Source organism: Microbacterium sp. DWRC1-3, assembly GCF_049896645.1.
GTDB classification, from domain to species: Bacteria; Actinomycetota; Actinomycetes; order Actinomycetales; family Microbacteriaceae; genus Microbacterium; species Microbacterium maritypicum.
Map to the genome: position 1 here is coordinate 910446 of NZ_JAFCUS010000001.1, position 23327 is coordinate 933772.

At 69.4% G+C, this 23327-nt stretch carries 20 protein-coding genes and 1 tRNA gene; 7 read left to right on the forward strand and 14 right to left on the reverse strand.

The genetic code is table 11. The features are described from left to right. Positions 1 to 3 precede the first annotated feature (3 nt). Positions 4 to 849 (reverse strand): DUF2993 domain-containing protein, encoded by an 846-nt coding sequence (locus tag ACP699_RS04400; protein WP_426169486.1) that lies wholly within the window; start codon positions 847 to 849, stop codon positions 4 to 6. Between the two features lie 40 nt (positions 850 to 889). Continuing rightward, on the reverse strand, positions 890 to 2554 hold the full coding sequence (gene argS / locus ACP699_RS04405; RefSeq protein WP_127482521.1) for an arginine--tRNA ligase: 1665 nt from the start codon (positions 2552 to 2554) through the stop codon (positions 890 to 892). A 92-nt stretch (positions 2555 to 2646) separates the two neighbouring features. On the opposite strand from argS, the gene ACP699_RS04410 reads away from it, so the two are divergent. Both ACP699_RS04410 and ACP699_RS04415 read left to right on the forward strand, forming a co-directional pair. Next, positions 2647 to 3462, forward strand: a complete 816-nt coding sequence (locus tag ACP699_RS04410; protein ID WP_051056627.1) for an SGNH/GDSL hydrolase family protein — start codon at positions 2647 to 2649, stop codon at positions 3460 to 3462. 16 nt (positions 3463 to 3478) lie between these two features. Continuing rightward, a tRNA-Arg gene (locus tag ACP699_RS04415) sits at positions 3479 to 3551 on the forward strand. A gap of 110 nt (positions 3552 to 3661) precedes the next feature. Here ACP699_RS04415 and ACP699_RS04420 read toward each other — a convergent pair. From ACP699_RS04420 to ACP699_RS04460, 9 genes are all read right to left on the reverse strand, one after another. Next, positions 3662 to 4201, reverse strand: a complete 540-nt coding sequence (locus ACP699_RS04420; RefSeq protein WP_017831020.1) for a histidine phosphatase family protein — start codon at positions 4199 to 4201, stop codon at positions 3662 to 3664. Further along, positions 4198 to 5265, reverse strand: a complete 1068-nt coding sequence (locus ACP699_RS04425) for an ABC transporter ATP-binding protein (RefSeq protein ID WP_426169492.1) — start codon at positions 5263 to 5265, stop codon at positions 4198 to 4200. The genes ACP699_RS04420 and ACP699_RS04425 overlap by 4 nt, the downstream gene beginning before the upstream one ends. Before the next feature lie 14 nt (positions 5266 to 5279). Continuing rightward, a complete protein-coding gene (locus ACP699_RS04430; protein WP_426169495.1) occupies positions 5280 to 6950 on the reverse strand; it encodes an ABC transporter permease in 1671 nt (556 codons plus the stop codon). Further along, positions 6951 to 7985, reverse strand: coding sequence for an ABC transporter substrate-binding protein (locus ACP699_RS04435; protein ID WP_141386420.1), 1035 nt, complete (start codon positions 7983 to 7985; stop codon positions 6951 to 6953). 16 nt (positions 7986 to 8001) lie between these two features. Continuing rightward, the gene (locus tag ACP699_RS04440) at positions 8002 to 8790 is read right to left on the reverse strand and encodes a metallophosphoesterase family protein (RefSeq protein ID WP_055869024.1); all 789 of its coding nucleotides are present in this window, start codon (positions 8788 to 8790) and stop codon (positions 8002 to 8004) included. Beyond that, the gene (locus ACP699_RS04445; protein WP_426169500.1) at positions 8787 to 9458 is read right to left on the reverse strand and encodes a tyrosine-protein phosphatase; all 672 of its coding nucleotides are present in this window, start codon (positions 9456 to 9458) and stop codon (positions 8787 to 8789) included. The genes ACP699_RS04440 and ACP699_RS04445 overlap by 4 nt, the downstream gene beginning before the upstream one ends. Positions 9459 to 9580: 122 nt before the next feature. Next, the gene (locus ACP699_RS04450) at positions 9581 to 10444 is read right to left on the reverse strand and encodes a MurR/RpiR family transcriptional regulator (RefSeq protein ID WP_235562524.1); all 864 of its coding nucleotides are present in this window, start codon (positions 10442 to 10444) and stop codon (positions 9581 to 9583) included. Positions 10445 to 10492: 48 nt separating this feature from the next. Then, positions 10493 to 12088, reverse strand: a complete 1596-nt coding sequence (locus tag ACP699_RS04455; RefSeq protein ID WP_055872856.1) for a DHA2 family efflux MFS transporter permease subunit — start codon at positions 12086 to 12088, stop codon at positions 10493 to 10495. Positions 12089 to 12235: 147 nt separating this feature from the next. Next, a complete protein-coding gene (locus tag ACP699_RS04460) occupies positions 12236 to 15040 on the reverse strand; it encodes a DUF11 domain-containing protein (protein ID WP_162243042.1) in 2805 nt (934 codons plus the stop codon). Positions 15041 to 15334: 294 nt separating this feature from the next. Between ACP699_RS04460 and ACP699_RS04465 the strand changes: the two genes are divergently transcribed. From ACP699_RS04465 to ACP699_RS04480, 4 genes are all read left to right on the forward strand, one after another. After that, a complete protein-coding gene (locus tag ACP699_RS04465) occupies positions 15335 to 15508 on the forward strand; it encodes a hypothetical protein (protein WP_017831028.1) in 174 nt (57 codons plus the stop codon). A 64-nt stretch (positions 15509 to 15572) separates the two neighbouring features. After that, the gene (gene nhaA / locus ACP699_RS04470; RefSeq protein WP_055872861.1) at positions 15573 to 16865 is read left to right on the forward strand and encodes a Na+/H+ antiporter NhaA; all 1293 of its coding nucleotides are present in this window, start codon (positions 15573 to 15575) and stop codon (positions 16863 to 16865) included. A gap of 37 nt (positions 16866 to 16902) precedes the next feature. Then, positions 16903 to 17580 carry a response regulator transcription factor gene (locus ACP699_RS04475; RefSeq protein ID WP_055872864.1) on the forward strand — a complete coding sequence of 226 codons (678 nt, stop codon included), beginning with the start codon at positions 16903 to 16905 and terminating at the stop codon, positions 17578 to 17580. Then, positions 17577 to 18551, forward strand: a complete 975-nt coding sequence (locus ACP699_RS04480) for a sensor histidine kinase (RefSeq protein WP_055872867.1) — start codon at positions 17577 to 17579, stop codon at positions 18549 to 18551. The genes ACP699_RS04475 and ACP699_RS04480 overlap by 4 nt, the downstream gene beginning before the upstream one ends. Here ACP699_RS04480 and ACP699_RS04485 read toward each other — a convergent pair. The 3 genes from ACP699_RS04485 to ACP699_RS04495 are packed head-to-tail and all read right to left on the reverse strand — an operon-like array spanning position 18529 to position 21253. Then, the gene (locus tag ACP699_RS04485) at positions 18529 to 19341 is read right to left on the reverse strand and encodes an FAD:protein FMN transferase (protein WP_055872870.1); all 813 of its coding nucleotides are present in this window, start codon (positions 19339 to 19341) and stop codon (positions 18529 to 18531) included. The two genes, ACP699_RS04480 and ACP699_RS04485, sit on opposite strands and share 23 nt — an antisense overlap. Further along, entirely contained in the window at positions 19341 to 19817 is a 477-nt protein-coding gene (locus ACP699_RS04490; RefSeq protein WP_055872873.1) for an FMN-binding protein, read from the reverse strand. Before ACP699_RS04490 ends, ACP699_RS04485 begins: the two co-directional genes overlap by 1 nt. Before the next feature lie 14 nt (positions 19818 to 19831). Beyond that, positions 19832 to 21253: a ferredoxin reductase family protein gene (locus tag ACP699_RS04495; protein WP_426169511.1), complete on the reverse strand. Its 1422-nt coding sequence runs from the start codon at positions 21251 to 21253 to the stop codon at positions 19832 to 19834. 138 nt (positions 21254 to 21391) lie between these two features. On the opposite strand from ACP699_RS04495, the gene ACP699_RS04500 reads away from it, so the two are divergent. After that, positions 21392 to 23302 carry a heavy metal translocating P-type ATPase gene (locus tag ACP699_RS04500; RefSeq protein WP_055872878.1) on the forward strand — a complete coding sequence of 637 codons (1911 nt, stop codon included), beginning with the start codon at positions 21392 to 21394 and terminating at the stop codon, positions 23300 to 23302. Positions 23303 to 23327 lie beyond the last annotated feature (25 nt).

Below are 23327 nucleotides of genomic sequence, written 5' to 3' on the forward strand. Positions count from 1 at the left end.
GGGTCAGCTGGGGCAGACGCCCTTGTCCTGGAGCGTCGTGTCGGTGACGATCGCTCCGTTCACGTCGACGTCGATCACGGCCGCGCCATCGATGATCTCGAGCCCCGTGAGGGTGAGCCCGGCCGGCAGCTGATCGGCGATGCACACCCGCTGGGGCTGGGTCAGGCCTTCGCCGAGGGAGCCGAGAGTGGAGGCGACCCGGTCGAGATCGATGTCGAGTCCGCCGATGCTCGCCCCGACGGGTGTGAGCTCGAGGTCACCGTCGACCGTGCCGGGCGTGAGGGTCAGCGAGAGCGGCACCGCCGCTCCGAGCACGCTGATCGACCCGCTCACCGTGGCGTTCGGGGCCGCGAACTCCACCGATTCCACGGGCAGATCGGTGCCAGCGAGCAGTGCGGTGAACTGCTCCTGATCGATGCGGATCGTCCCGGTGGCACCACCGAGATCTCCCCCGCGCAGCGGGACGCCCGTCGCGGTCACATCGGCAGCTCCGGTGATGCCCTCCAGCGTCACGGAATCCGTGGACAGACGCAGAGTGTCGAGTGTGCCGCCGATCAACTGCGGCAGCAGCAGACCCTCCGTCTGCACATCGAGTTGCTGGTCGGAGGGCAGATCGAGCTGTTCCACGACGATCGACCGCACGACTCCTGGCAGCACGGCTCGTGCGATGAACTCCGCGGCGACCACGAGAGCGGCGAGGACCACGACCACGATGAGCAGCACCCAGGGCCACCGCGGCCGTGTCCGCGGTGCGGCGTCCGCAGCGTCAGGCGCGGAACCCGGGATCACGAGCGTCGGATGCTCCGCCGCGGCATCCGGATACGGCAGGGTCTGGTTGTCGTCGCTCATGACTGCCATCCTGCCGTACCGAGCAGGAGGCCTGCGTGCGCTACATGCGCTCCGGCGCGGAGACTCCGAGGAGGTCGAGCCCGTTGCGCAGCACCTGGCCGGTGGCGTCGTTGAGCCACAGGCGGGTGCGGTGCACGCTCTCGATCGGGTCGTCGCTCAGCGGGATCACGCGGCAGTTGTCGTACCAGCGGTGGTACAGGCCGGCGAGCTCCTCGAGATAGCGGGCGACGCGGTGCGGTTCGCGCACCTCGGCGGCGAACGCCACGATGCGCGGGAACTCCTGCAACGCGCCGAGCAAGGCGCTCTCGCTCTCGTGCGTCAGCGTCTCCGGCGCGAACTCGGAGCGATCGATGCCCGATTGACCGGCGTTGCGGGCGACGTTGTGCGTGCGCGCGTGGGCGTACTGCACGTAGAACACCGGGTTGTCGTTCGTGCGCTTCTGCAGCAGCTCGGGGTCGAGATCGAGCGGCGAGTCGGCAGGTGAGCGCTCCAGCGAGTACCGCAGCGCATCGGTGCCGAGCCAGTCGAGCAGGTCGTCCATCTCGATGATGTTGCCCGCGCGCTTGCTGAGACGGGCCCCGTTGATCGAGACCATCTGGCCGATCAGCACCTCGACGTTCTTCTCCGGGTCCTCCCCCGCCGCACCGGCGACGGCCTTGAGGCGGTGCACGTAGCCGTGGTGATCGGCGCCGAGCAGGTAGATCTTGTTCTGGAAGCCGCGGTCGCCCTTGTTCAGGTAGTAGGCGGCGTCGGCGGCGAAGTACGTGTACTCGCCGTTCGAGCGGCGGATGACGCGGTCTTTGTCGTCGCCGAAGTCGGTGGTGCGCACCCAGACGGCGCCCTCGTCGTCGAACACGTGGCCCTGCTCGCGGAGGCGATCGACGGCCTGATCGATCAGGCTCGTTCCGGAAGCATCCTTCGCGTGCAGCGTGCGCTCGGAGAACCAGACATCGAACGGCACGTTGAAGCGATCGAGCGAGCTCTTGATCTCGGCGAGCTGGAACCCGTAGGCGAGTTCGAGTGCGACGCTCGACTGCTCGGCGTCGGGGAGTGACAGCAGGTCGGGACGCGCTTCGAGAACGCGACCGGCGAGGGTCGTGATGTACTCCCCCGGATAGCCGCCCTCGGGGGTCGGCTCGCCCTTGGCCGCGGCCAGGACCGAGACGGCGAAGCGCTCCATCTGCGCGCCCGCGTCGTTGATGTAGTACTCGCGGACGGCGTTCGCGCCGCTGGCGAGGAGCAGGCGCACGATCGAGTCGCCGAGAGCTGCCCAGCGCGTGTGGGCGATGTGCAGGGGTCCGGTCGGGTTCGCCGAGACGAACTCGACGTTCACGCTGACGCCCGCCTGAGAGGTGTTCGTGCCGTACGCGGAGCCGGCATCGACGATGACCTTCGCCAGTGCACCGGCGGCAGCGGCATCGAGGCGGACGTTGATGAACCCCGGGCCTGCGACCTCGGCGCTCGCGATGCCGTCGACGGCGGCGAGGCCGTCGACGATCTGCTGTGCGAGCTCGCGCGGGTTCGTGCCGAGCGGCTTGGCCAGGCGCATGGCGATGTTCGAGGACCAGTCGCCGTGGTCGCGGTTGCGGGGGCGCTCCAGCACGATGTCGGATGCGGAGAGCTCCAGCGGCTCGCCGGGACGTCGTTCCTCGGCGATCGGTGCGAGGACGGCGAGGAGGGCTGCGGCGAGGGTTTCGGGGTTCATAGCCTCCCCAGTTTACGGGGCCGGAAGACCTCGGCCGACGGCGCGGACGACGACGAATTTGCGTTCGGCCTCCCGTGATCTACTCTCATGCCATGAAGCCGCCCACCGCCCGACGCCGTGTGGGAGCGGCGGGCATCGTCGCCGGGCTTCTGCTCGCCGTCGCAGCCGTGGTTCTCGGGGTGTGGCGGCCGTGGATCCCCGCACCGTCGACGACCCCGATCAGCGCCGCCGCCGATGGCGCATCCGAGACGTCCACGGTCATCGCACCGGCACCGCTCGTGCTGCCGGAGAAGCCCACGGTGCTCGTGTTCGGGGACTCGTGGACCTACGGCTCTGCCGCGACCGTCCCGACCCTCGGCTACGCCTACCTCCTCGCCGACCTTCTCGGCGGCGAGACGATCGTGGACGGCGTCCGCGGGAGCGGATATCTCAAGCCCGGACTCGACGGCCCCACCTTCGGGGAGCGCATCGCCGCACTCGACCCGTCCACCACGCCCGACCTGGTCATCATCCAGGGATCGATCAACGACCGCGCACAGGGCGTCGCCGGCTACCGTGACGCCGTGAACGCCGCGTGGGACACGTTGGCCGCCACGTACCCGCAGGCGACGATCGTGGTGCTCGGCCCCGCTCCGCACGAGCTCCCCGTCGGAGCGGCCACCGCACGCATCGACACCGATCTCTCCGCGCTCGCCGCCGCACGTGGCTGGTGGTACATCTCCCCGATCGCCCAGGAGTGGATCACCGCACAGAACTATCTCGACGTGATCGACGTGGAGGTGGGGCGCAAGCATCCCTCCACGAACGGGCACCGCTACCTGGCGGAGAGACTCGCCGCCGCCCTCGATGAACTGCGCACCGCCCCGGTCACCGAGGCCGGTGGGTCGGAGTCCACCCCCGACGAGTGATATTGTCGATCGGTACGCCTCCGTAGCTCAGTGGATAGAGCGCCGGTTTCCGGTACCGTAGGTCGCAGGTTCGACTCCTGTCGGGGGCACAAAGGTTGTACGGGTCACGTCCGTGAGCCCGTACATGAAGTTCTTCATCACGAGAGAAGCCGCCTGATTCCAGGCGGCTTCTCTCGTTCGTGCTCCGTGTTGCGGGGGGCTACTCCGTCAACCACCGTGCGGTGTACCCGACGGCTTCACTCCCCTCGAGCAACACGACGTCTCCGTTCGAAAGCCGTGAGCACGGGTGCCCCGTCACGGCTTCGATGCCGAGCCGCAACAGGGTCCCGTGAGCCACGACGACGGTGTCCACGTCGTCGCGGAGAAGCTCTCTCAGCGCGCTGGCGGCGCGGTCGGCGGTGGCAGCGACGGATTCTGCGCCGGGATAGTTCTGGTCGGGCCATCGCTCCCACGCTTCGGTGACCTGCAGACCGTCGGCCTCACCGTAGTGACGTTCGACGAGGCCGTCATGCACGCGGTACTCCGCATGGGGCATGTGCCTACGGATGATCTCGGCCGACTGCGAGGCACGTCGCAGAGGAGACGAGACGATCCGTGTCCAGACCGCCGTCGCCAGCAGACGACCGGCCGCTTCGGCTTGGGCTTCGCCGACCGGATCGAGAGCGATGTCGGACTGCCCCTGCATTCTGCGCTCGCGGTTCCATGCGGTGCGGCCGTGCCTGACCAGTGCGAGGGTCATGCCGACATCACCGCCTCGCGCTCGGGCGCGTCTTCCACAGACTGCGGGTAGACCACCGCATCCGTGATGTGGACGGAGACGGCGTCGCCGACCCGGTGCCGGCTGCCGTGGGTGCGCACCCGCAGATGCGTGCCGCGCCAGTCCACGACGACGTCGCTGCCGTCCGGTGTGAAAAGCGAGGAGCGGACGGTGGCATCGCCGCCGGGAGTGAGGGTGACGGCGGCCGGAAGCACGGCAGCGGTAGCCCGCGCGGCATTCGCCACTCCAGGACAGGGCACGGTCAGCGGGTGGTCGCCGGCGGAGAACCGGCCCTCGGTGACGCGCCCGTCGACCAGCGTCGCGTCGGAGAGGAACTTCGCGACGAACGGACTGTCGGGGCGGGCGAGCAGGTTCGACGGGGTGTCGACCTGCTGGATACGGCCCCCATCCAGCACCGCGACCCTGTCGGCGAGCGCGAGAGCCTCGGAGCGGTCGTGGGTCACGTGCACGACGGTCAGGCCCATCTCCCGGGTGAGGGTGTGCAGCTCGAGGCGAAGCCGGTCACGCAGCGGCTCGTCGAGGGCGGAGAGCGCTTCGTCCAGCAGGAGCACCCGGGGGCGGGCGACCAGCGCCCGGGCCAGGGCGACACGTTGCCGCTGCCCGCCGGAGAGTGTCGCCGGGTCCCGGCGCTCGTAACCGGCGAGTCCCACGAGGTCGAGCGCTTCGCCGACACGGGTGCGGCGCTCGGCGAGGGGCACCTTGGCGCGTCGCAACGGATATTCGACGTTGCGCCCCACGTCCCAGTGCGGCCAGACGGCATGCTGTTGGAACACCATCCCCAGCCGGCGCTGCTCCGGCGGTACGGCGACACCGGGACCGGCGATGACGCGGTCATCGAGCAGGATACGGCCCGCTGTGGGAGTCAAGAACCCGGCGATACTGCGCAGCAGCGTCGTCTTCCCGGATCCCGAGGGACCGACGAGAGCGAGGAACTCCCCGTCCGCGACCTGCAGGTCGACGTCGGCGAGGCCGACGGCACCCGAGCGGTATCGCAGAGAGACGTGTTCGAGTGTGACGGAGGCCATGGGCACCCTTTCTGTTACTTCGTCTTCGGGATCGCGAACCCGATGACAGCGAGTCCGAGCACGGCCACGATGAGCGACCATGCGGCGGCGGTGCTGAACGCACCCGCCTGCTGAAAGCTGAAGATCGCGACGCCGAGGGTCTGCGCCCCCGGTGACAGCAGGAGCACCGACAGCGTGAGCTCGCGCACGGCGGTGACCGCGACGATCACCGCGCCCGACAGCGCAGCCGGTGCCGCCATCCGACTGGAGATGTCGATCAGGGCGCGCACCCGTGTCGCGCCGCCGATCCGCGCCGCCTCTTCCGCACTGGTCGGTGTCGAGGAGAGCGGAGCGGCGACGGCCTGCACGACGAGCGCTGTGAACGAGGTGACGTAGGCGGCGAGGATAAGCCACGGCGTGTTGAACAGCCCCAACGCGGGCGCGAGCACCAGCCATGCGACCGCGATGACGATGCCGGGGACGGCCTGCGGCACCACGGCGACGGCCCCCAGCGCTCGGTTGGCTCGGCTCGGCACCCGCGCCACGAGCAGCCCGATGGCCAGACCGACGACGCCGCAGATAACGGCCGCCATGATGGCGAGCATCACGGAGTTCGCCGCCCCCTCCAGCGCGTTGCGCGTGGTGAGCGCGCGGACGAGGTGGTCGAGGGTGAGGTTGTCCCAGGTGAGCGGCACGCCGGGAGCACGCAGCAGCGTGTGCGTGAGCAGGGCGAAGAGCGGGAGGACCGTGATGAGGAGCACCACGAGCCACATCGCCACCCCCAGTCCCCCACGGGCGCGGCCCAGGGAGACGCGTTCGACGACGGCGCTCGACGAATCCAGCTCCCACCCGCGCCGACCGACCATGGCGTCGGCGACGAGGGCGAGGACCGCCAGGATCAACAGGACGACGCCGATCGTCGCGACCACGGCCAGCGGGTCCTCGACGGTGCCCGACTGCAGGTAGCGGTAGACGAGGGTGGCGAGGGTGGTGAAGCGTTCAGGGAGCCCGATGATCGACGGGATGCCGAAGTCGGCGAGGTTCCCGACGGCGATCAATACGAACGATGACAGCAGCGCCGGCCGTAGCAGAGGGATCGTCACCGAGGTGAGCGCTCGCACGGGACCTGCGCCTCCGACCCGCGCGGCCTGCTCCAGGTCGGTGGGGATACGGCGCAACGCCGCGGAGACGATGAGCATGGCGATGGGATAGCTGTGGATCGTGAGCAGCGCGATGACGCCGTCCGCCCCGTAGATCGACCAGAGCGGTCCGCCGAAGATGTCTCGCCACCACAGGTTCAGCGGACTCGTGGGGCCGGCGACTCCGAGCCATGCGATGGCGCCGACGAACGGGGGCATGAGCAGTGGGCTCAGAGCGAGCAGGCGAAGCGCCGACCGCCCCGGCAGGTCGGTGCGGTCCAGGAGCACGGCGAAGACAGTGCCGACCACGACGGCCAGCACCGCAGACACTCCGGCGGAGAGCAGGCTGTTCGCTCCGGCTTCGAGGACGTCGCCCTGGAGGAGCACCTCCGCCTGCTGCCCGCGGCTCGCCAGCACGAGGATCGCGCCGATGGGGAGCAGGATGAACGCGCCGCACGCCAGCCACAGGACGAGGGTGAGGATGCTGACGCCGTCGAGCCTCCGGCGCCCGCCACCGCGGGCCCGGCGCGATGCCGGACCCGCGGCGAGAGTGGAGATCTCGGTCATTTAGAGGAACAGCGAGCGGAAGGTCTCGACCGCAGCGTCCTGCGTGCTGCGGATGGTCTCGAGGTCCGGGGAGAGGATCTCGATGTCGTCCATCGACGGGGCGCCCTCGGGCGTGCCGACGTCGGAGCGCACCGGCAGGTACGACTGCTCGACGGCGAGCTCCTGGCCGGCGGCGCTCACCAGGAAGTCGACGAACGCCTTGGATGCTGCCTCTTCGTCGGTGTCGGCGAAGATGCCGACCGGCTGGGACACGTACGGCACGCCCTCGCTCGGGTACGACACGGCGATGGGCGACCCCTGTGCGGCGAGCTCGCGGACCAGGTAGTCCACCACGATGCCGACGGGCTGCGCGCCCGTGGCGACGGCCTGAGACACGGGGCCGTTGCTGTCGGCGATGACCGGACGGTTCTCGGCCAGGGCCGTCATCCACTTCTCACCCAGCTGGTCGTCGTCCAGCCACACGGCGGCGTTGTACGCCGCTGCCCCGGACACGTCGGGGTTCGGCATCACGATCTTGTCGGCGTACTCGGCGTCGGTGAGGTCCTTCCACGACTCGGGTGCCTCGGTGATGATGCCGGTGTTGTACGCGATGACGGTCGGGATGATCCTGGTGCCGGTGTAGAAGCCCTCGGGGTCGACGACGTCGGGATTCAGGGCGTCCACGTCCGCCGGCGTGTACTTCAGCAGCAGGTCGTCGGCGGCGTACCCCTCGAAGGTGCCGGCGTCGGCGGCGAGGAACACGTCGGCCTGGATGCCACCGGACTCCTGCTCGGTCGCGACTCGAGTGGTCAGGTCGCCGGTGCCGGCGCGGAACACCTCGACGGTGATCTCGGGGTGGACCTCGTTGAAGGCGGCGACGAGTTCGTCGGCCTTCTCCTGCGGCTCGGAGGTGTACAGCGTGATGGTCGCCGGCTCCAGGGCTGCGGCGGACTCCTCGGGCGTCGCGGCGGGAGCCGGCGTCGAGGAGCAGCTGGCGAGGGCGAGTGCGGCGACGCCGAACAGTGCCACGGGAGCGGTCTTGCGAAGGAATGACATGGTGTCCAATCAGGGTTCAGGTGGAGATGACGGAGGAGAAGATCGGTGCGGGCGAGTCGAGCCCGACGTTGGTGACGGCGACGCCGCCCGGCAGCAGATGCACGAGGGAGAACATCGCCAGGTCGTGGCCGCTGACGCGGTTCGGGCCGGCGTCCATCACCTGGTGATAGGCCAGCGACGGACCGACGAAGACGGGGATGCCGCGCAGGGTCGCGGACAGCGGGTGATGGAAGTGCCCGGCCAGAACCGCCCGCACGTCCGAGCCGGCCATGGCGTCGAGGAAGTCGTCCGCGTCCCGCAGCCCCGCCTTCGCCAATGTCGGCAGCGGAGAGCCCAGCGGCGCATGGTGAACAGCGACGACCGTGCCGAGGCCGTGCGGAGTGCGCAGCACGTCGCGGAGCCACGCCCGCTGGTCGACTCCGAGCTCGCCGCGAGACGAATCCAGGATGATGAAGCGGAGCTCGTCGACGATATGCACTCTGTGGTGGGTCTGCTCGTGGCCGCGCAGCACCCGCGCGGCCTCCGGCTCGTCGTGATTGCCGAGCGCGGTGAGCACCGGGACACCGGCGATCTCCGCGAGCTCGTCGAACGCCTCGCGCAGTGCCGGATAGGCATCCGCGTTCCCCCGCTGCACCAGGTCGCCGGTGACCACGACCGCCTCCGGTGTGATCCCGGCGTCGCGCAGGTACGCGCCCACGGCGCGCAGGCGAGCGAACCCGTCCACGGTGTCGTACAGAAGGCCGCTGCTCATGGCGTGGACATCACTGAGGTGCAGCACCGTCAACCGACCGGTCGCGCGACTCATGCCGACACCCCTTCCTTGCGGCGCAGCGCCGCGAGCTGATCGGAGCGGAGACCGTGCGCGCGGAGGTACTCCTCCGCCCCGCCGAACTCGCGGATGACCGCCAGCGCGTGCACGATGGCCTCCGGGGGGCTCTCCAGGTGCAGGCGCAGAACATCGGCGCGTTCCCCGGCTTCGACAGAGGCGGCGATGCGCTCGGCATGCTCCCCTCGCACCGGACGCACCTGTGGTGCGGAGAGCACGTAGTCCGCGACCACGTCGCCCTCGCTCGCCCCCGCGGCGAAGCGCGCCAGCGCGACGACGAGGCCGGTGCGGTCCTTGCCGGCGGTGCAGTGGACCAGGGCTGCGCCCTCGGCATCCGCGATGGCTCCGACCGCCGCGGTCAGCGCGCGCCCTCGGCTTCGCAGCAACCCCTCGTAGATCTCCTCGAGGGTGCCCGTGGCCGGGGGCTCGGTGCCGTAGACCGGGACGGACGCCGAAGGGATGCCGTGGACGACGGCTTCGCTCTCCGCGGGTTCGCGCAGGTCGACGATCACGCTCACCCCGAGCGCGATCAGGAGCTTCTCCCCCGCTTCGCTCAGCGCTTCGGGCGCACCGGAGCGGACCAGCCATGGCCTCCTGGTGTCACTCGCCCGGACGTTGAAGAGCCCGTCCACGTCAATCGCCAGCATGAGACCGTCCCGCCGTTACATGTATTTCGAACCACACGAAACGTCATTACAGTCGGGGTACGTCACCGTCTGCTGACCCGGCGATGACGCCCGGCTGGCCGGGAGGTGAACGGTCGGGTGCGCTACTCCTCGGCGATCGCTTCAGCGACGACGTGACGCATGCCCGCAGCGTCCGACGGGGCCACATCGCTGGCGAGGGCAGAGTGCAGCGCGTGCAGTACGACGGTGTGTCCGATTCGCGCGAGGAAAGGGTCGACGTCGTGCGTCAGGGCTGCAGGGCCCGTCGCGACGACGATGTCGGCGGTGCGCCCGATGGGCGAACGAGCGAAGCTGGTGACGACGGCGACGCGTGCTCCGCGGTCCGCAGCGGCAGCGCAGGCACGGAGCGTCTGGACGTTCGCACCGGAGTAGCTCAGCCCGAAGCACAGGTCGTCCTCGGTCAGGCTGTTGACGGCGAACTGCTGGGCGAGCGGGTCGACGGGCGCCTCCACCGGACGCCCCAGGATGCTGAGACGCATCGCGAAGTCCTGCAGCGGCGGCCCGGAGAACCCGTTGCTGACCAGCACCACGCGGCGGGCATGACGCAGCGCCGTCGCGGCCTCCTGAAGGAGCACCGGATTCACGCTGTCTTGGGCGAGGCGCACCGCTTCCACGGCGTCATCGAAGGTGTCGGAGGTGACATCGTCTTCCCGGGGACGCAGGGGCGTCGAGCGAGCGAGTTCCAGACGGAGGTGCTGGAAACCTCGGAAGCCCAGGCTCTGGCATGCGCGGATCACGGTTGCCGTCGACGTTCCCGCGGCCTGGGCGAGTTCGGCCGTCGACCACATGACGACCTCCGCCGGCCGCTCCAGTATCAGCGCCGCGACTCGCGACTCACTGGGCCCGAGCAGGGACGACGAGGCACGCACACGAGCGAGCACGCTGAGATCAGGGCGGGAGATGACCATGGCTTCCTCACCGGCGCACACGTCGGAATGCACCTGCATGGAATGTAGCGTCCGAAGTCGAACGGCGAGGAAACTCCGTCGCGTCCCTCAGACCTCGGCCTCTTCGGGGCGGGCGCGCACCGTGGCCGATCCGAGGGACACGGTCGCCAGCAACCCGAGCGCGAGGAACCCCGCGGCCGTCCACGCCGCATAGCGCGTGCCCTCGGAGAATGCCGCCTTCGCATCCTCAGCCGCGTCGGCCGTCGCAGCGTTCGCCTCGAGCCCGCTGATCGCCGCTCCCGCGCTGTCCACGACGGCCGAGACGATCTGGTCACGCTGCGCGGCGGGCACGCCCCGCTCGTCGAGCGAGGAAGCGAGGATTCCAGCCGTGCTGGTGAACAGCACCGTGCCGAGCACCGCGACGCCGAGAGCGGCGCCGATCTGCCTCGAGGTGGACTGCGTGCCGGATGCGGCCCCACTGTCCGCGACCGGGACCTCGGCGAGCACGACTCCTGTCAGCTGGGCGGTGGCAAGGCCCACGCCGAGCCCGTAGACGAACAGGAACGGGATGAGCGGTCCCCACGAGGCGTCGGGCCCGATCACGAACCCCACCCCCGCGACACCGACGATCTCTGCAATGAGGCCCACACGTACCACCCACACCGGAGCGATCTTCCCGCTCGCGGCGCCGGCGACACCGCTGGCGAGGAACGAGCCACCCGCCAGCGCCAGCAGGAGCAACCCGGTCTGCACCGCTTCGAATCCGAGGACGAACTGCAGCCAGAGCGGGAGTGCGAGGATGATGCCGAACTCCCCCAACGACACCACGGCCGCCGCGATGTTGCCGTTGCGGAAGGAGGAGATCGAGAACAGCCGCAGCGCCAGCAGCGTCGACTTTCCCGTGCGCTCGCGGTAGCGGCCCCAGAGGATGAACCCGATGACGGCGATGACGGCGACCGCGAAGAGCAGGGGTATCGGCGACAGCTCCCACGGCCACGCCCAGTCGCCGATCTGCGGACGCGTATCGATGAGCCACCAGCCGTATGTCCGCCCCTCGATGAGGCCGAACACGAGGCTCCCCATCGCCACGATGGAGAGCGCGGCGCCGACGACGTCGACTCTGCTGATGCGATCGCTGCGAGATTCCGCCACCGTCAGCAGCACGCCGATCACAATGATGATGCCGAGGGGGATGTTGATCCCGAACGCCCACCGCCACGAATACGCGGTCGTGAGCCACCCGCCCAGGAGAGGGCCGACAGCAGCCATACCACCGATCGTCGACCCCCACACGGCGAAGGCGATCCCTCGCTCTCGTCCTCGGAATGTCGCGTTGATGATCGAGAGCGTCGTGGGCAGGATCATCGCTCCACCGACGCCCTGGGCCAGACGCGCGAGGATCAGCATCCCCCCGTCCGGCGACAGCGCAGCGAACACCGACGACAGGGCGAACACGACGACGCCGATGAGCATCACCCGCCGCCGGCCGAAGCGATCGGCGAGGCTGCCGAACACCAGCAGCAGGGAGGCGAAGACGAGGGTGTACGACTCCTGCACCCACTGCACCTCGGTCGAGGTGATGCCGAGGTCCTCCACGATCGCAGGGATCGCCACGTTGACGATCGTCGAGTCGACGATGATCAGCGAGACCGCGATGCTGATGAAGACGAGCCCGAGCCACCGCAGGCGCACGTACCGTTCCATGATCGCTAGCTTAGTTAGCTAAATGGGATTCGGGTAGAGCGCCCTCCCTCCCCTGCTGCTCGCACGAAGAGCCCCCACCTGCTGCAGGTGGGGGCCCTTCGTTCATTTCTTCATCGGATCCTGCCACGAGGACAGGATCAGCCGATCTCAGTGCTCGATGTTCGAACGCCGGCGCCGACCAACGAGGAACAGCACGACGCCGATCCCCAGGAGCACCACGGCGGCGGTCCAGAATGCCGGCACCTCCGCACCGGTGTTCGCCAACGGGTCAGTGCTCGGCGAAGACGGGACCGGACCCGCAGGTGTCCGCGTGACGTTGGTCGAGGCGGACACCGACTGCGCACCAGGGGTCTCCCCGGCGACCGTCGCGACATTGCGCACCTCGCCCGCGGTCACATCCGCAGCCGTCACTCGGTACGCGGACGACACGCAATCGACCGTGTTTCCCGGCGCGAGCGCGCCGGTGGGGCAGACGACGTCGACCATGCGATCGTCCACAGTGACCTCGGACAGCGTGATGTCACCCGTGTTCGTCACGGTGATCGTGAAGACGATCTCCTCACCCGCATCGGCGCGGCCGTTGCCGTTGGCGTCCCTCAGGTCGGCGCTCTTCACCCCGCGGATCCCGGGGGTCGCCGCGCCCGTGGTCACCGTCGTCGACGGTGCGGATTCGACGGGCTCGCCGGCGGGCGGAGTACCCGTGGCCGTCGCGACGTTCACCACCTCCCCCGCGTCGATGTCCGTCTGCGTGACGACATACGACTCGTCAGCGACGCACAGTGCGGTGGCTCCGGGCGCGAGCGCCTCAGCCTCGCAGGTGACGCCGATGCCGAGGTCTTGCAGGAAGGGGTCACCGATCAGGACACCGGCGAGGGTGACGTTCCCGGTGTTCGTGACGCTGAAGGAGAAGAGGATCGTCTCCCCCACATCCATCGATCCGTCGCCGTCTCCGTCGGCGAGCTCTGCAGACTTCACCATCGCCAGCGCCGGTGCAGCAGCCACCGTGGGGAGCGTCGAGGTCGAAGGAGCGGACGACACCGGCGCTCCTCCCGGCCCAGCGGCCCCGGCCGTGGCCGTGTTCACCACTTCACCGGCGAGCACATCGGACTCCGTCACGACATAGGGATCGTCGGCCACGCAGTTCGTCGAAGCACCGGGCACGAGCGAGGCGACCGGGCACGACACACTCACCCCGACACCGGCGAGACGCGGGTCATCGACCGCGACGCCCTGCAGAGTGACATTGCCGGTGTTGGTCACGAGGAACGAGTAGTTGATCGACGCTCCGAGAGCCACGGGCCCCGCGGAGTCCGCGGACTTCACCAGCGAGACGGCCGGGTTGCTCGCGCTCGGCGCGACCGTGGAGGACGGATCGGATGCGACCTCGCCGCCCGGAGTGGTCCCGGCGGCGGTCGCCGTGTTCTCGATGCTCCCGGCATCGACGTCGCCCTGTTCGACCGTGTAGTCCGCCGTGCAGGTCGTACTCGCCCCCGGCGTCAACGACGTGGCAGGGCAGGACACGGCGCCCAGCGCGCCGGCCCCGGTGAAGGCCGTCTCATCGATGCGGAGGTCGGCGACCGCGACGTTGCCCGTGTTCGTCACGAGGAACGTGTAGGTGATGATCTGCCCCACGCTGATCGCTTCCTCGCCGGCATCGTTGGACTTCACCAGGGCGAGCGCCGGCGCCGGCACGATGACGGGCGAGACGGTCCAGCTGTCGGTGTTGTTCCCGGGGGTGGGATCCTGCTCATTGCCGGTGACGCTCGCCGTGTTGGTGAGCTCACCGGTCGTTCCCGCCGCGACGGTTCCCGTGACGGTGAGGGTGGTGCTCTCCGACGGCGCGAGTTCTCCCAGCGTGCAACTCAGCGCGTTGCCGTCGACATCGCAACCCGGAGTGGGTGAGGACACCGAGGTGACCGATGCGGGAATCTGGTCGGTGACCACGGATCCCGACGACGCTCCGGGCCCGTTGTTCGTGACGGTCAACGTGTAGGTGATCGTCCCGCCGGGCGTGTACTCGTCCGGTCCCGTCTTGGTGAGGCCGAGATCGACCGGCAGGCCGGGGATCGATGCGCCGTCGTTGTTGCTCGACGCCGGACCCGACGTCGAGGACACGAGCCGGAAGCCCGGCGTCGCGCTGCCGGGAAGGTCGATGGCGATCTGGAAGACCCGGCCGTCGACGTTGCGCGACAGGCCGAGGTTGCCGTTGCCGTACTGCCATTGGGCTCCGAAGTCTCCCGTGATGCCGAGCCCCGTCACCCAGGAGCTCACCTGTCCGTTGACGGGGTTGATGCGGTACATCCGGTCGTTGTTGTACATCCCCCAGAGGAACCCGTCCTTCCAGGTGATGTCGGACACGTTCGGCACCCCCGCCCCGGACAGGGCGATCCGCGTGGCCGACGCTGCTCCGGCGGCGGGAAGACTGCCGACGTTGATCGCCCACATCGAGTTCGCGTCGAGCTGGTTGCGCACGTACAGAGTTCCCGCGGTCGCGCCCGCCCCGAAGGAACCTTGGTTGTAGGCGTCATTCTCCGCGGGCGTCGGGAGTCCCGTCACACTGCCGAGACCGGTGACCTGGCCGTCCTGGCCGACGCGCTGCAACGAGGTCTTGTTTCCGCTCTCCACTCGCAGCCCGTACAGGTAGTTGTCGAGGCTGTTGAACCCGATGGCGTTGTAGGTGCGATCCGCGACCGGCCCTGTGGGCTCGAACGTCACCGCTCCCGCGCCCTGCACCGCGGTGTAGAGCTGCGTCGGCGACTGCTGCCCGATGAACACGGTCGGCACGCTCGGGTCGAACGGATCCCCCGCTGCCGCCAGCGCAGGCGCGGCCGGAACCAGCGCTGCGCCCACGGCCACGAGCGCGGAGAGTCCGAATGCGGCGGCTCCGCGCCACCGATCCTGCGGTCGCGGTCGTCTCCGCGAAGTCCGTGTCCGACGATCTGTGCCTGTCATGCCTGCTCCGATTCTCATGTCTCTCCCCTCCGCGTCCCTCGACGCCCGGCAGGAAGCCTCGGGGTGCGAGCGCACCCTCACGTCCGGGAGACGACAGACCACGGCCGACGGCGGGTCCTACGCCTCTCACCTAACCCAAGGAGAGCGAGCCGCACATAGCGATGGCGCACAATGGCCGCATTTTGACCTCCCTACGGGGGTCAAGATCGGAGGAGGCGACCGGAGCGGCGAGGAGATGCGCGGAGCCGTCCTCGTGCACAGAACGCTCAGCACACCTCGGGCTAGGCTGGACGCGTGCCCCTCCTCTCGATCGCCGGCTCGACGCGTGCCCCGCACCGTCTTCGCTCGGCGACCCCGATGAGGGAATGGATGCGGGTCATCCTGCACCCGGGCACGAACGGGTGGACCAGTGTGTGGGGCACGCTCTCGCACGGCGAGATCGCCGGCTGCCCGCCGCCACGGAACTAGACCACGCCTCGAACGGGGCGGTGGTCTTCTGCGCCATTCACCCCTTCTCGCGTGAGGTCTTTCCGTGTCCCCGAATTCATCACCTGCCCGTTTCTCCCTCGCCCCGCATGCGCTGTGGCAAGGCATCCGCTCCAACGCCCGCAGCGACGTCCTGGGCGGCTCCCTCCTGCTGGCGGCGACGTTCGCGGCCCTGATCCTGGCCAACAGTCCTGCCGCCTCCTGGTACGAGTCCGTGCGCGACTTCACGTTCGGCATCCCCGAGCTGCACCTCGAGCTCAGCATCGGCGCATGGGCGGCCGATGGGCTTCTGGCGATCTTCTTTTTCGTCGTCGGCCTCGAGCTGAAGGAGGAGTTCGTCGCCGGGCGGCTGCGCGACCCGCGCCGGGCCGCCCTGCCGATAGCCGCAGCTGTGGGCGGCGTCGTGGTGCCCGCGCTCATCTTCGTCCTGATCAACGCGGGCAGCGGAGCCGATGCGCTGCGCGGGTGGGCGATCCCCACCGCGACCGACATCGCGTTCGCGGTCGCGGTGATCGCCGTGGTCGGCAAGTTCCTCCCCCCGGCGCTGCGTGTGTTCCTGCTGACCCTGGCGATCATCGACGACCTGATCGCGATCACCATCATCGCGACGTTCTACACCGACTCGATCAGCTTCCCGTGGCTGATCCTCGCCCTGCTGCCGCTGGCCGGGTTCGCCGCGCTCGTCGCGAAGGGTGTCCGCGCATGGTGGCTGCTGCTCCCGCTCGCCATCGCCGTGTGGGTGTGCATCCACGCATCCGGTGTGCACGCGACCGTCGCGGGTGTGCTGCTCGGTTTCGTCGTCCCCGTCACGGCGACCGAACGCGCCAGGGTCCGCACCGGCAGCGACGATGAGGGCCTCCCCGTCTACGACGGCATGGCCGCCCACTTCGCCGACCGCTGGAGCGTCGTGGCCACGCTGTTCGCCGTTCCCGTCTTCGCCTTCTTCGCCGCCGGCGTCACGGTCGGCGGGTGGGACGGACTCGTCTCCGCGTTCTCCGACCCGATCACGATCGGGATCGTCGTCGGACTCGTCGCCGGCAAGCCGATCGGCATCCTTGTCACGACCTTCCTGCTGAGCCGATTCCCCGCACTGCGGCTCGACGAGACGCTGCGCTGGCCGGATCTGACAGGTATGGCCTTCCTCGCCGGAATCGGCTTCACCGTCTCCCTGCTCGTGGGAGAACTCGCCTACGGGTCGAGTTCCGTGGCGGACGAGCATGTGAAGATCGGGGTGCTCGTCGGATCCTTCGTCGCCGCGATCCTGGGTGGAGTGATCCTCGCCCGACGCAACGCACGGGGACGCCGCGAGCATCAGGAGGCGGAGGCGGGCGTACTCTGATCACCTAGATCACGGACGATTCCCGAGGACGGCCGCCATGAACCCGACCGATGCGCCGCGCGGATCGCTCCTCTACGTGGAGGACGATGCGGAGATCGCTGCCTTGACGGTCGAAGTGCTGGGCGACGTGTACGACGTGGATCATGCCTCGGATGGCGAGAGTGCCCTGCGGCTCGCGCTGAGCAGGCGCTACGACGCGATGGTCGTCGACAGGCGTCTGCCCGGCATGGACGGCATCGCCTTCGTGCGCGCGGTGCGAACGGCGCACATCACGACGCCCGTCCTGATGCTCACGGCGCTCGGCACGGTCGATGACCGCGTGACGGGTCTCGACGGCGGTGCGAACGACTACCTGGTGAAGCCGTTCGACTACGACGAGCTGCTCGCCCGCCTTCGAGCGCTGCGGAGAGCCTTCCGCGTGGAGGGCACGCGCAGACCGTTGGGTGAGTGGGTCTTCGTCCCCGCTGCCCAGGCGGTCTATGACCCCTCGGGATTCCGCGTGGCGTTGACCGCGACCGAGAGCGCGCTCCTGGAGCTGCTGACGGACAGTCCCGAGCACGTGTTCTCCCGGGAGGAGATCCTCCGTGCCGTATTCCACGAAGGCGACACGACGAGCTCGGTCGACACCTACGTGCACTACGTGCGGCGGAAGACGACCCCCGACGTGATCGAGACGATCCGTGGACGCGGCTATCGAGCGGGGACTCCCGCATGAGCGACGACGCGGCGCAGGTCCGTCGAGCGGCGTTGTCGATCGGGCTGTGGGTGGGAGTGGCATCGGGAGTGATCGTCGCGATGGGGATCGGGATCCTCATCGCGGTGATCCTCGCCACATCGCGCCGCGAAGGCGAGGAGCACGGTGGCGGATGGTTCGACGGTCCCGGCGGTACCCGCGATGACTTCATCGTCGACATCGACGTGGTCGTGCCGACCGTGATCGTGTTGGGAGTCATCGGCGTCGTGCTGCTGGGTCTCGTCGCCGCCATCGCTGCGCGCCGTTCGGTTCGGCCCCTCGGCGAGGCGCTGCGCCGCCAGCGCAACTTCGTCGCCGACGCGAGCCACGAGCTGCGCACGCCGTTGACGACGCTGACCAGCCGCATCCAGGTGATGCAACGCCGTCTCGAACGGGGGGACGACATCGGGCCGGGCCTGGTCGAGCTGCGTCGCGACGCCGACTCCCTGGGCGACGTGCTGAACGATCTGCTCATCTCGGCCGAGGGCGAGTCCCACGCCGAAGGTGAGGCCGACGTGGCACACGCGGCCTCCACGGCCGTCGCCTCGCTGTCGACGATCGCGCACGAATCGGCCGTGACTCTCGCTGTGGACGCCGACGCCGACGCCGTGGCCCGGATCCCGGCGGTGACACTGGTGCGCATCCTCGTGGCCCTGCTCGACAACGCCGTGCAGCACTCGCCGTCCGGAGGAACGGTCACGGTCCGCATCGGGCGTGCTTCCCGCGATGTCACCGTGCGTGTCATCGACGAGGGGACCGGGATCGAGGGGATCCCCCCGGATCAGATCTTCGAGCGGTTCGCCCGACCCGCCGAGAGCGGTCGACCCCGCGGCTTCGGTCTCGGACTCTCACTCGTGCGCGACGTCGCGCGCCGGGCGGGCGGCTCGATCGAGGTCGAGAGCTCGAGCTCGAGCGGTACGACCTTCCTCCTCACGCTGCCTGCGATCCGCTGACCTCGCACACATCGATCACCGTCGAACCGAGCCAGCGCGTCACGGCGCCGTCGTCATCCACGACGATGCCGGTGCGCGTTGCCGACGGCCCGATCCACGAGTGGTCCGTGCGTCCGGCGACGACGGCTGCGGTCGCCCAGACATCCGCCTGAGCGAGCCCATCGGCGACGATCGTGGCCGACGCGACCCCGGTCGCAGGCTCACCCGTCCGAGGGTCGAGGATGTGCAGGCCGCGCTCGGCGGTGCCCGACGTGGCGACGGCGCCGTCGGCGATGTCGAGGGTCGCGATCATCCGACCTCGCTCGTGCGGATCGGCGATTCCCACGTGCCAGCGCCAATCGGCTCCTGGCGCGGTGAAGAGCTGCAGGTCTCCGCCCGCATTGATCCCGACCGCGAGTGCCGAGGACAGCAGCGGAGCGAGGTGTCGACGACTCGCCTCCTCCACGGCCCACCCCTTCACCCATCCCGTGGGGTCGAACCACCCCTGCCAGTGTCCCGAGAACAGCCCACCGGTCGCCTGTTCCGCACGTTCGCAGGCCGCAGCGGCCACCCCCACCCGGGGGTCGGCATCGGCGAGCGCCACCTCTCCCCGACGGATGCGGTTGATGTCGGAATCCGGCCGATAGGTCGAGAAGACACGGTCGATCTCGTGCAGCTCGTCGAAGCACGCTCTGACGGCCCGTTCGGTCGTCGCCTCATCCCGCTCCCCCGCGGAGATCAGCTGGACGCTCATCGGGATGCCCATGATCTCCTCGACCCAGACCCGCGTCTGTCGATGTGCCGCGCGCATCAGCTCTGCGCCTGATCGATCGCGTTCTGCAACGACGACAGGTAGCCGTCGCTCGTGTATGTCGCGCCGGACACCATCTGGATCTGCGCACTCTGCGACTGCAGTGTCTCCGACACGAGACGCGGGATCGCTGTGCCGTTGATCTGGCGGTCCCTGCCGTTGCTGTCGGGATAGTGGATCGCCTGCACGTCGCTGATCTGACCGCCCGAGACCGTGATCTGCACCTGTACCGGGCCATACCGCGTCTGCGACGAGTCGCCCGTGTAGGTGCCGTCAACGAGCCCGGTGCCCGAGGTCGCACCGGAGGCGCCCGTCCCGGAGGTCGAGCCCGAAGTCGGCGTCCCCGAGCCGCCCACGGATCCCGTCGCCGCCGGAGCGGTGTCCTGCGGCGCCACCGCGTCGAGCGACGTGCGATAGCTGAACAGGAGCACGAGGCCGCTGACGGTCGCGAGCACGGCATACAGGATCTTCTTCATGGTGTTCTCCCTGGTCAGATCGTGAAGGACTCGGAGTGGAGACGGTGCGGAGGGAACCCGGCGCTCTCGAGGTCGCGCGTGAGGTCCTTCATCCACGCCGCCGTTCCGCAGATGAAGACGTCATAGGCCTCGGGGTCGGGGACGAGGTGGCGGAGGAGATCGGGTCCAGCCCAGGCGCTGTGGCTGGCCGCGATCCAACTCGACGGGCCCGACGAGCGCGGCCCGACGAACGGCAGATACCGCACCCCGCGACGGGAGACGAGGTCAGCGATCGCACTCTGACGAACGGCATCCTCGGCGACCGAGTCCCGCGTGAGCAGGATGGCATCCCGCGGCGCGTACTCCTCGGCCTCCAAGAGGGAGACGAGGGGCGCGACCCCCGCTCCCGCACCGATCATGAGCAGCTTCGTCCCGGTGCGGCGCTCCCCTGTCATCTCCCCGTAGGGCCCCTCCACGATCACCCGAGTGCCCGGTGCGAGCGCCGCGAGGCGGCGCGTGCCGTCACCGACCACGCGGGCCGTCAGGGTGACCTCTCGCCCCGGCGCAGCGGACAGGGAGAAGGGATGCCCGCGCGTCCACCCCGGCCCGTCGAGGAAGCGCCAGACGAAGAACTGCCCGGCTCGGGCGCCCAGCGACGAGAGGTCGCGTCCGGCGACCCGCACGGTCACTCCCCGCGCTCCGTCCGGTTCGACGCTCGCCACGCGCAGGCTATGACGGGTCGAGCGCAGCACGGGCATGCCGATCCGGAAGACGAGGACGGACGCCGCTGCGAGCGCCCAGATCGACCACCAGTACAGGGTGGCGAGCGGTGAGGAGAGGAAATCCGCACCCGTCCACAGCTGGTGCGGGAGCGCCAGCCCCACGCCCAGATAGGCGTAGAGGTGCAGGAGGTGCCACGATTCGTAGCGCAGACGCCGACGCGCACGGCGGATCGAGGTGATCACGACGAGCAGGATCAGCAGCGTGCCCGCCGCGGCCAGGAGCATCCCCGGGTAGTCCCAGATGAACCCCCACAGCTGGACGACCGGATTGATGCCGGCCGTGATCGCGTAGCCCAGGGCGAGCAGGGCGATGTGCGCGCCCATCAACCAGAACGACCAGAACCCGACGAAGCGATGCATGCGCGTGATGCCATCACGACCGAATCCGCGTTCGAAGAGCGGCACACGCGCCATGAGCAGCACCTGGTACAGCAGCAGATTCGCAGCGACCAGACCGGTCAATCGCCCCAGCGTGGTCACGGTCTCGCCGTTGAGTCCCAGGACGGCGGCGACGCCTCCCCCGGATACCCAGAGCGCCACCACGAAGAGGCTGGTCGCCCAGATGACGGTGATCGCTCCCACCCGCCATGCCCGCGCACGGCGACGGCTCGTGTGCTTCGAGGCTCCGGCCTTCGGAGGGACGGAGGCTCGGGGTCGCGTCGTCAGTGTGGTCATGAGGCCATGGTGCGGACTCGGCTCTGAGACAGCTCTAAGGAACGATGTACCTCAGAGTACTCACAGGGATTCCATGGGATTCGCCGGGGCACGCCGTCTCCCGCTGGTACTGCGTACCGATTCGCGGGAAGCTGGGGCATGAGGTTTCTCCGCCTGCTGTGGCGCTATCCGGCCATCACCACCACCGTTCTCGTGTTCATCGGCGTGCTGCTCCTCCACGCCGTCGACGCCACGGTCGCCGGTCGATGGATCGCCACCGGCTACGTGGCGGCGTTCGTCGTCTGGACCCTCGTCGGGATGGTGCGCGATGTGCTCCGCGGTCACGTCGGGCTCGACATCCTCGCCGTGGTGGCGATGGTGGCGACTCTCGCCGTCGGGGAGTACATCGCCTCGCTCATCATCGTGCTGATGCTCTCCGGCGGAGAGGCTCTCGAGGACTTCGCCGGCCGCCGCGCGAAGCGTGACCTGTCCGCCCTGCTGGATCGCTCTCCGCGCATCGCGCACGTGCTCCTGCGCCCGCAGTCCGCGGATTCGGATGAGGTCAGGGATCTGCCCGTCGACGAGGTGGACATCGGAGACGTGCTGCTCGTGCGTCCGGCGGAGATCGTGCCCGTCGACGGCGAGCTGCTCACCGAGACCGGGACTTTCGATGAGTCCTCGCTGACCGGCGAGAGCATGCCCGTGACCCGCGAGTCCGGGGGCGAGGTGCTCTCCGGCGCCATCAACGGAAGTCGGGCCGTGCGGATCAGAGCCGTGCGCACGAGTTCGGACAGTCAGTACCAGCAGATCGTCGCGCTCGTACATGCGGCGGAAGACTCCCATGCCCCCGTCGTACGACTCGCGGACCGCTTCGCCATCCCGTTCACCGCGGTCTCGCTCGTGCTGGCCGGAACCGCGTGGGCCCTTTCCGGGGATGCGACGCGTTTCGCCGAGGTACTCGTGCTCGCCACGCCGTGCCCGCTCCTGATCGCCGCACCGGTCGCGTTCCTCGGCGGCCTCTCCCGCGCGGCGAAGACCGGGGTGATCATGAAGGGCGGTGCGGTGATCGAACAGATCGCCCGCGTGCGCTCGGCCGCGTTCGACAAGACCGGCACGCTCACGCAGGGACGACCCGAACTCGTCGCCATCCGCCCGGCGGAGGGCTTCGACGAGGATGAGATCCTGCAGCTCGCCGCCTCTGCGGAGCAGTACTCGACGCACGTGCTCGCTGAAGGCATCCGTCGCGCTGCGCACGCGCGCGGACTCGCGCTCCGCAGCGCTTCCGAAGCCCGGGAGGAGGCCACGAACGGCGTCGTCGCCGAGATCGACGGCCGATCGGTCGTGGTCGGCAAACCGGCCTACGTGGCCGCACTCGCGCCCGACACCGTGCGGGCGACGCTGGAGCTGAGCCAGGCCGCGGCCTACGTCGCGGTGGACGGACGCTTCGCCGGGGTGCTGGTGCTCGCCGACCACCCGAGGCCCGAAGCGGCGGCCGTCGTCTCGTGGCTGCGCACGCACGAGGTGGACCGCGTGGTCATGCTCACGGGCGACGTCGGCCCGACGGCGGAGTCGGTGGCCCACCAGGTGGGCATCTCCGAGATCCACGCCGAGCTGCTCCCTCCCGAGAAGGTCGCGCTCGCCGCTGAGCTGCAACCGCGCCCGGTCATGATGGTCGGCGACGGCGTCAACGACGCCCCCGTGCTCGCCGCCGCCGACATCGGCGTGGCCATGGGGGCGAAGGGCGCGACCGCGGCCGGGGACGCCGCTGATGTCGTGATCCTCGTCGACTCGCTGGCGAAGCTCGTCGACGCCGTCGCGATCGGCCGTCACACCCTGCGGGTCGCGCTCACCGCGATCTGGATCGGCATAGGACTGAGCATCGGACTCATGATCGTGGCGATGACCGGACTCATCCCCGCCGTCGTCGGTGCGCTCGTCCAGGAGCTCGTCGATCTCGCGACCATCCTCTACGCGCTCCGCGCCCTGAGCGGCCCCTCCACGGTGCTTCCCGCAGCGCCGGCCCGCCCGAGCACGAGGACCGAGGCGGTTGCTCCGCAACGCGCGGACTGACGAGCCACCGCTCCCATGCTCGGGT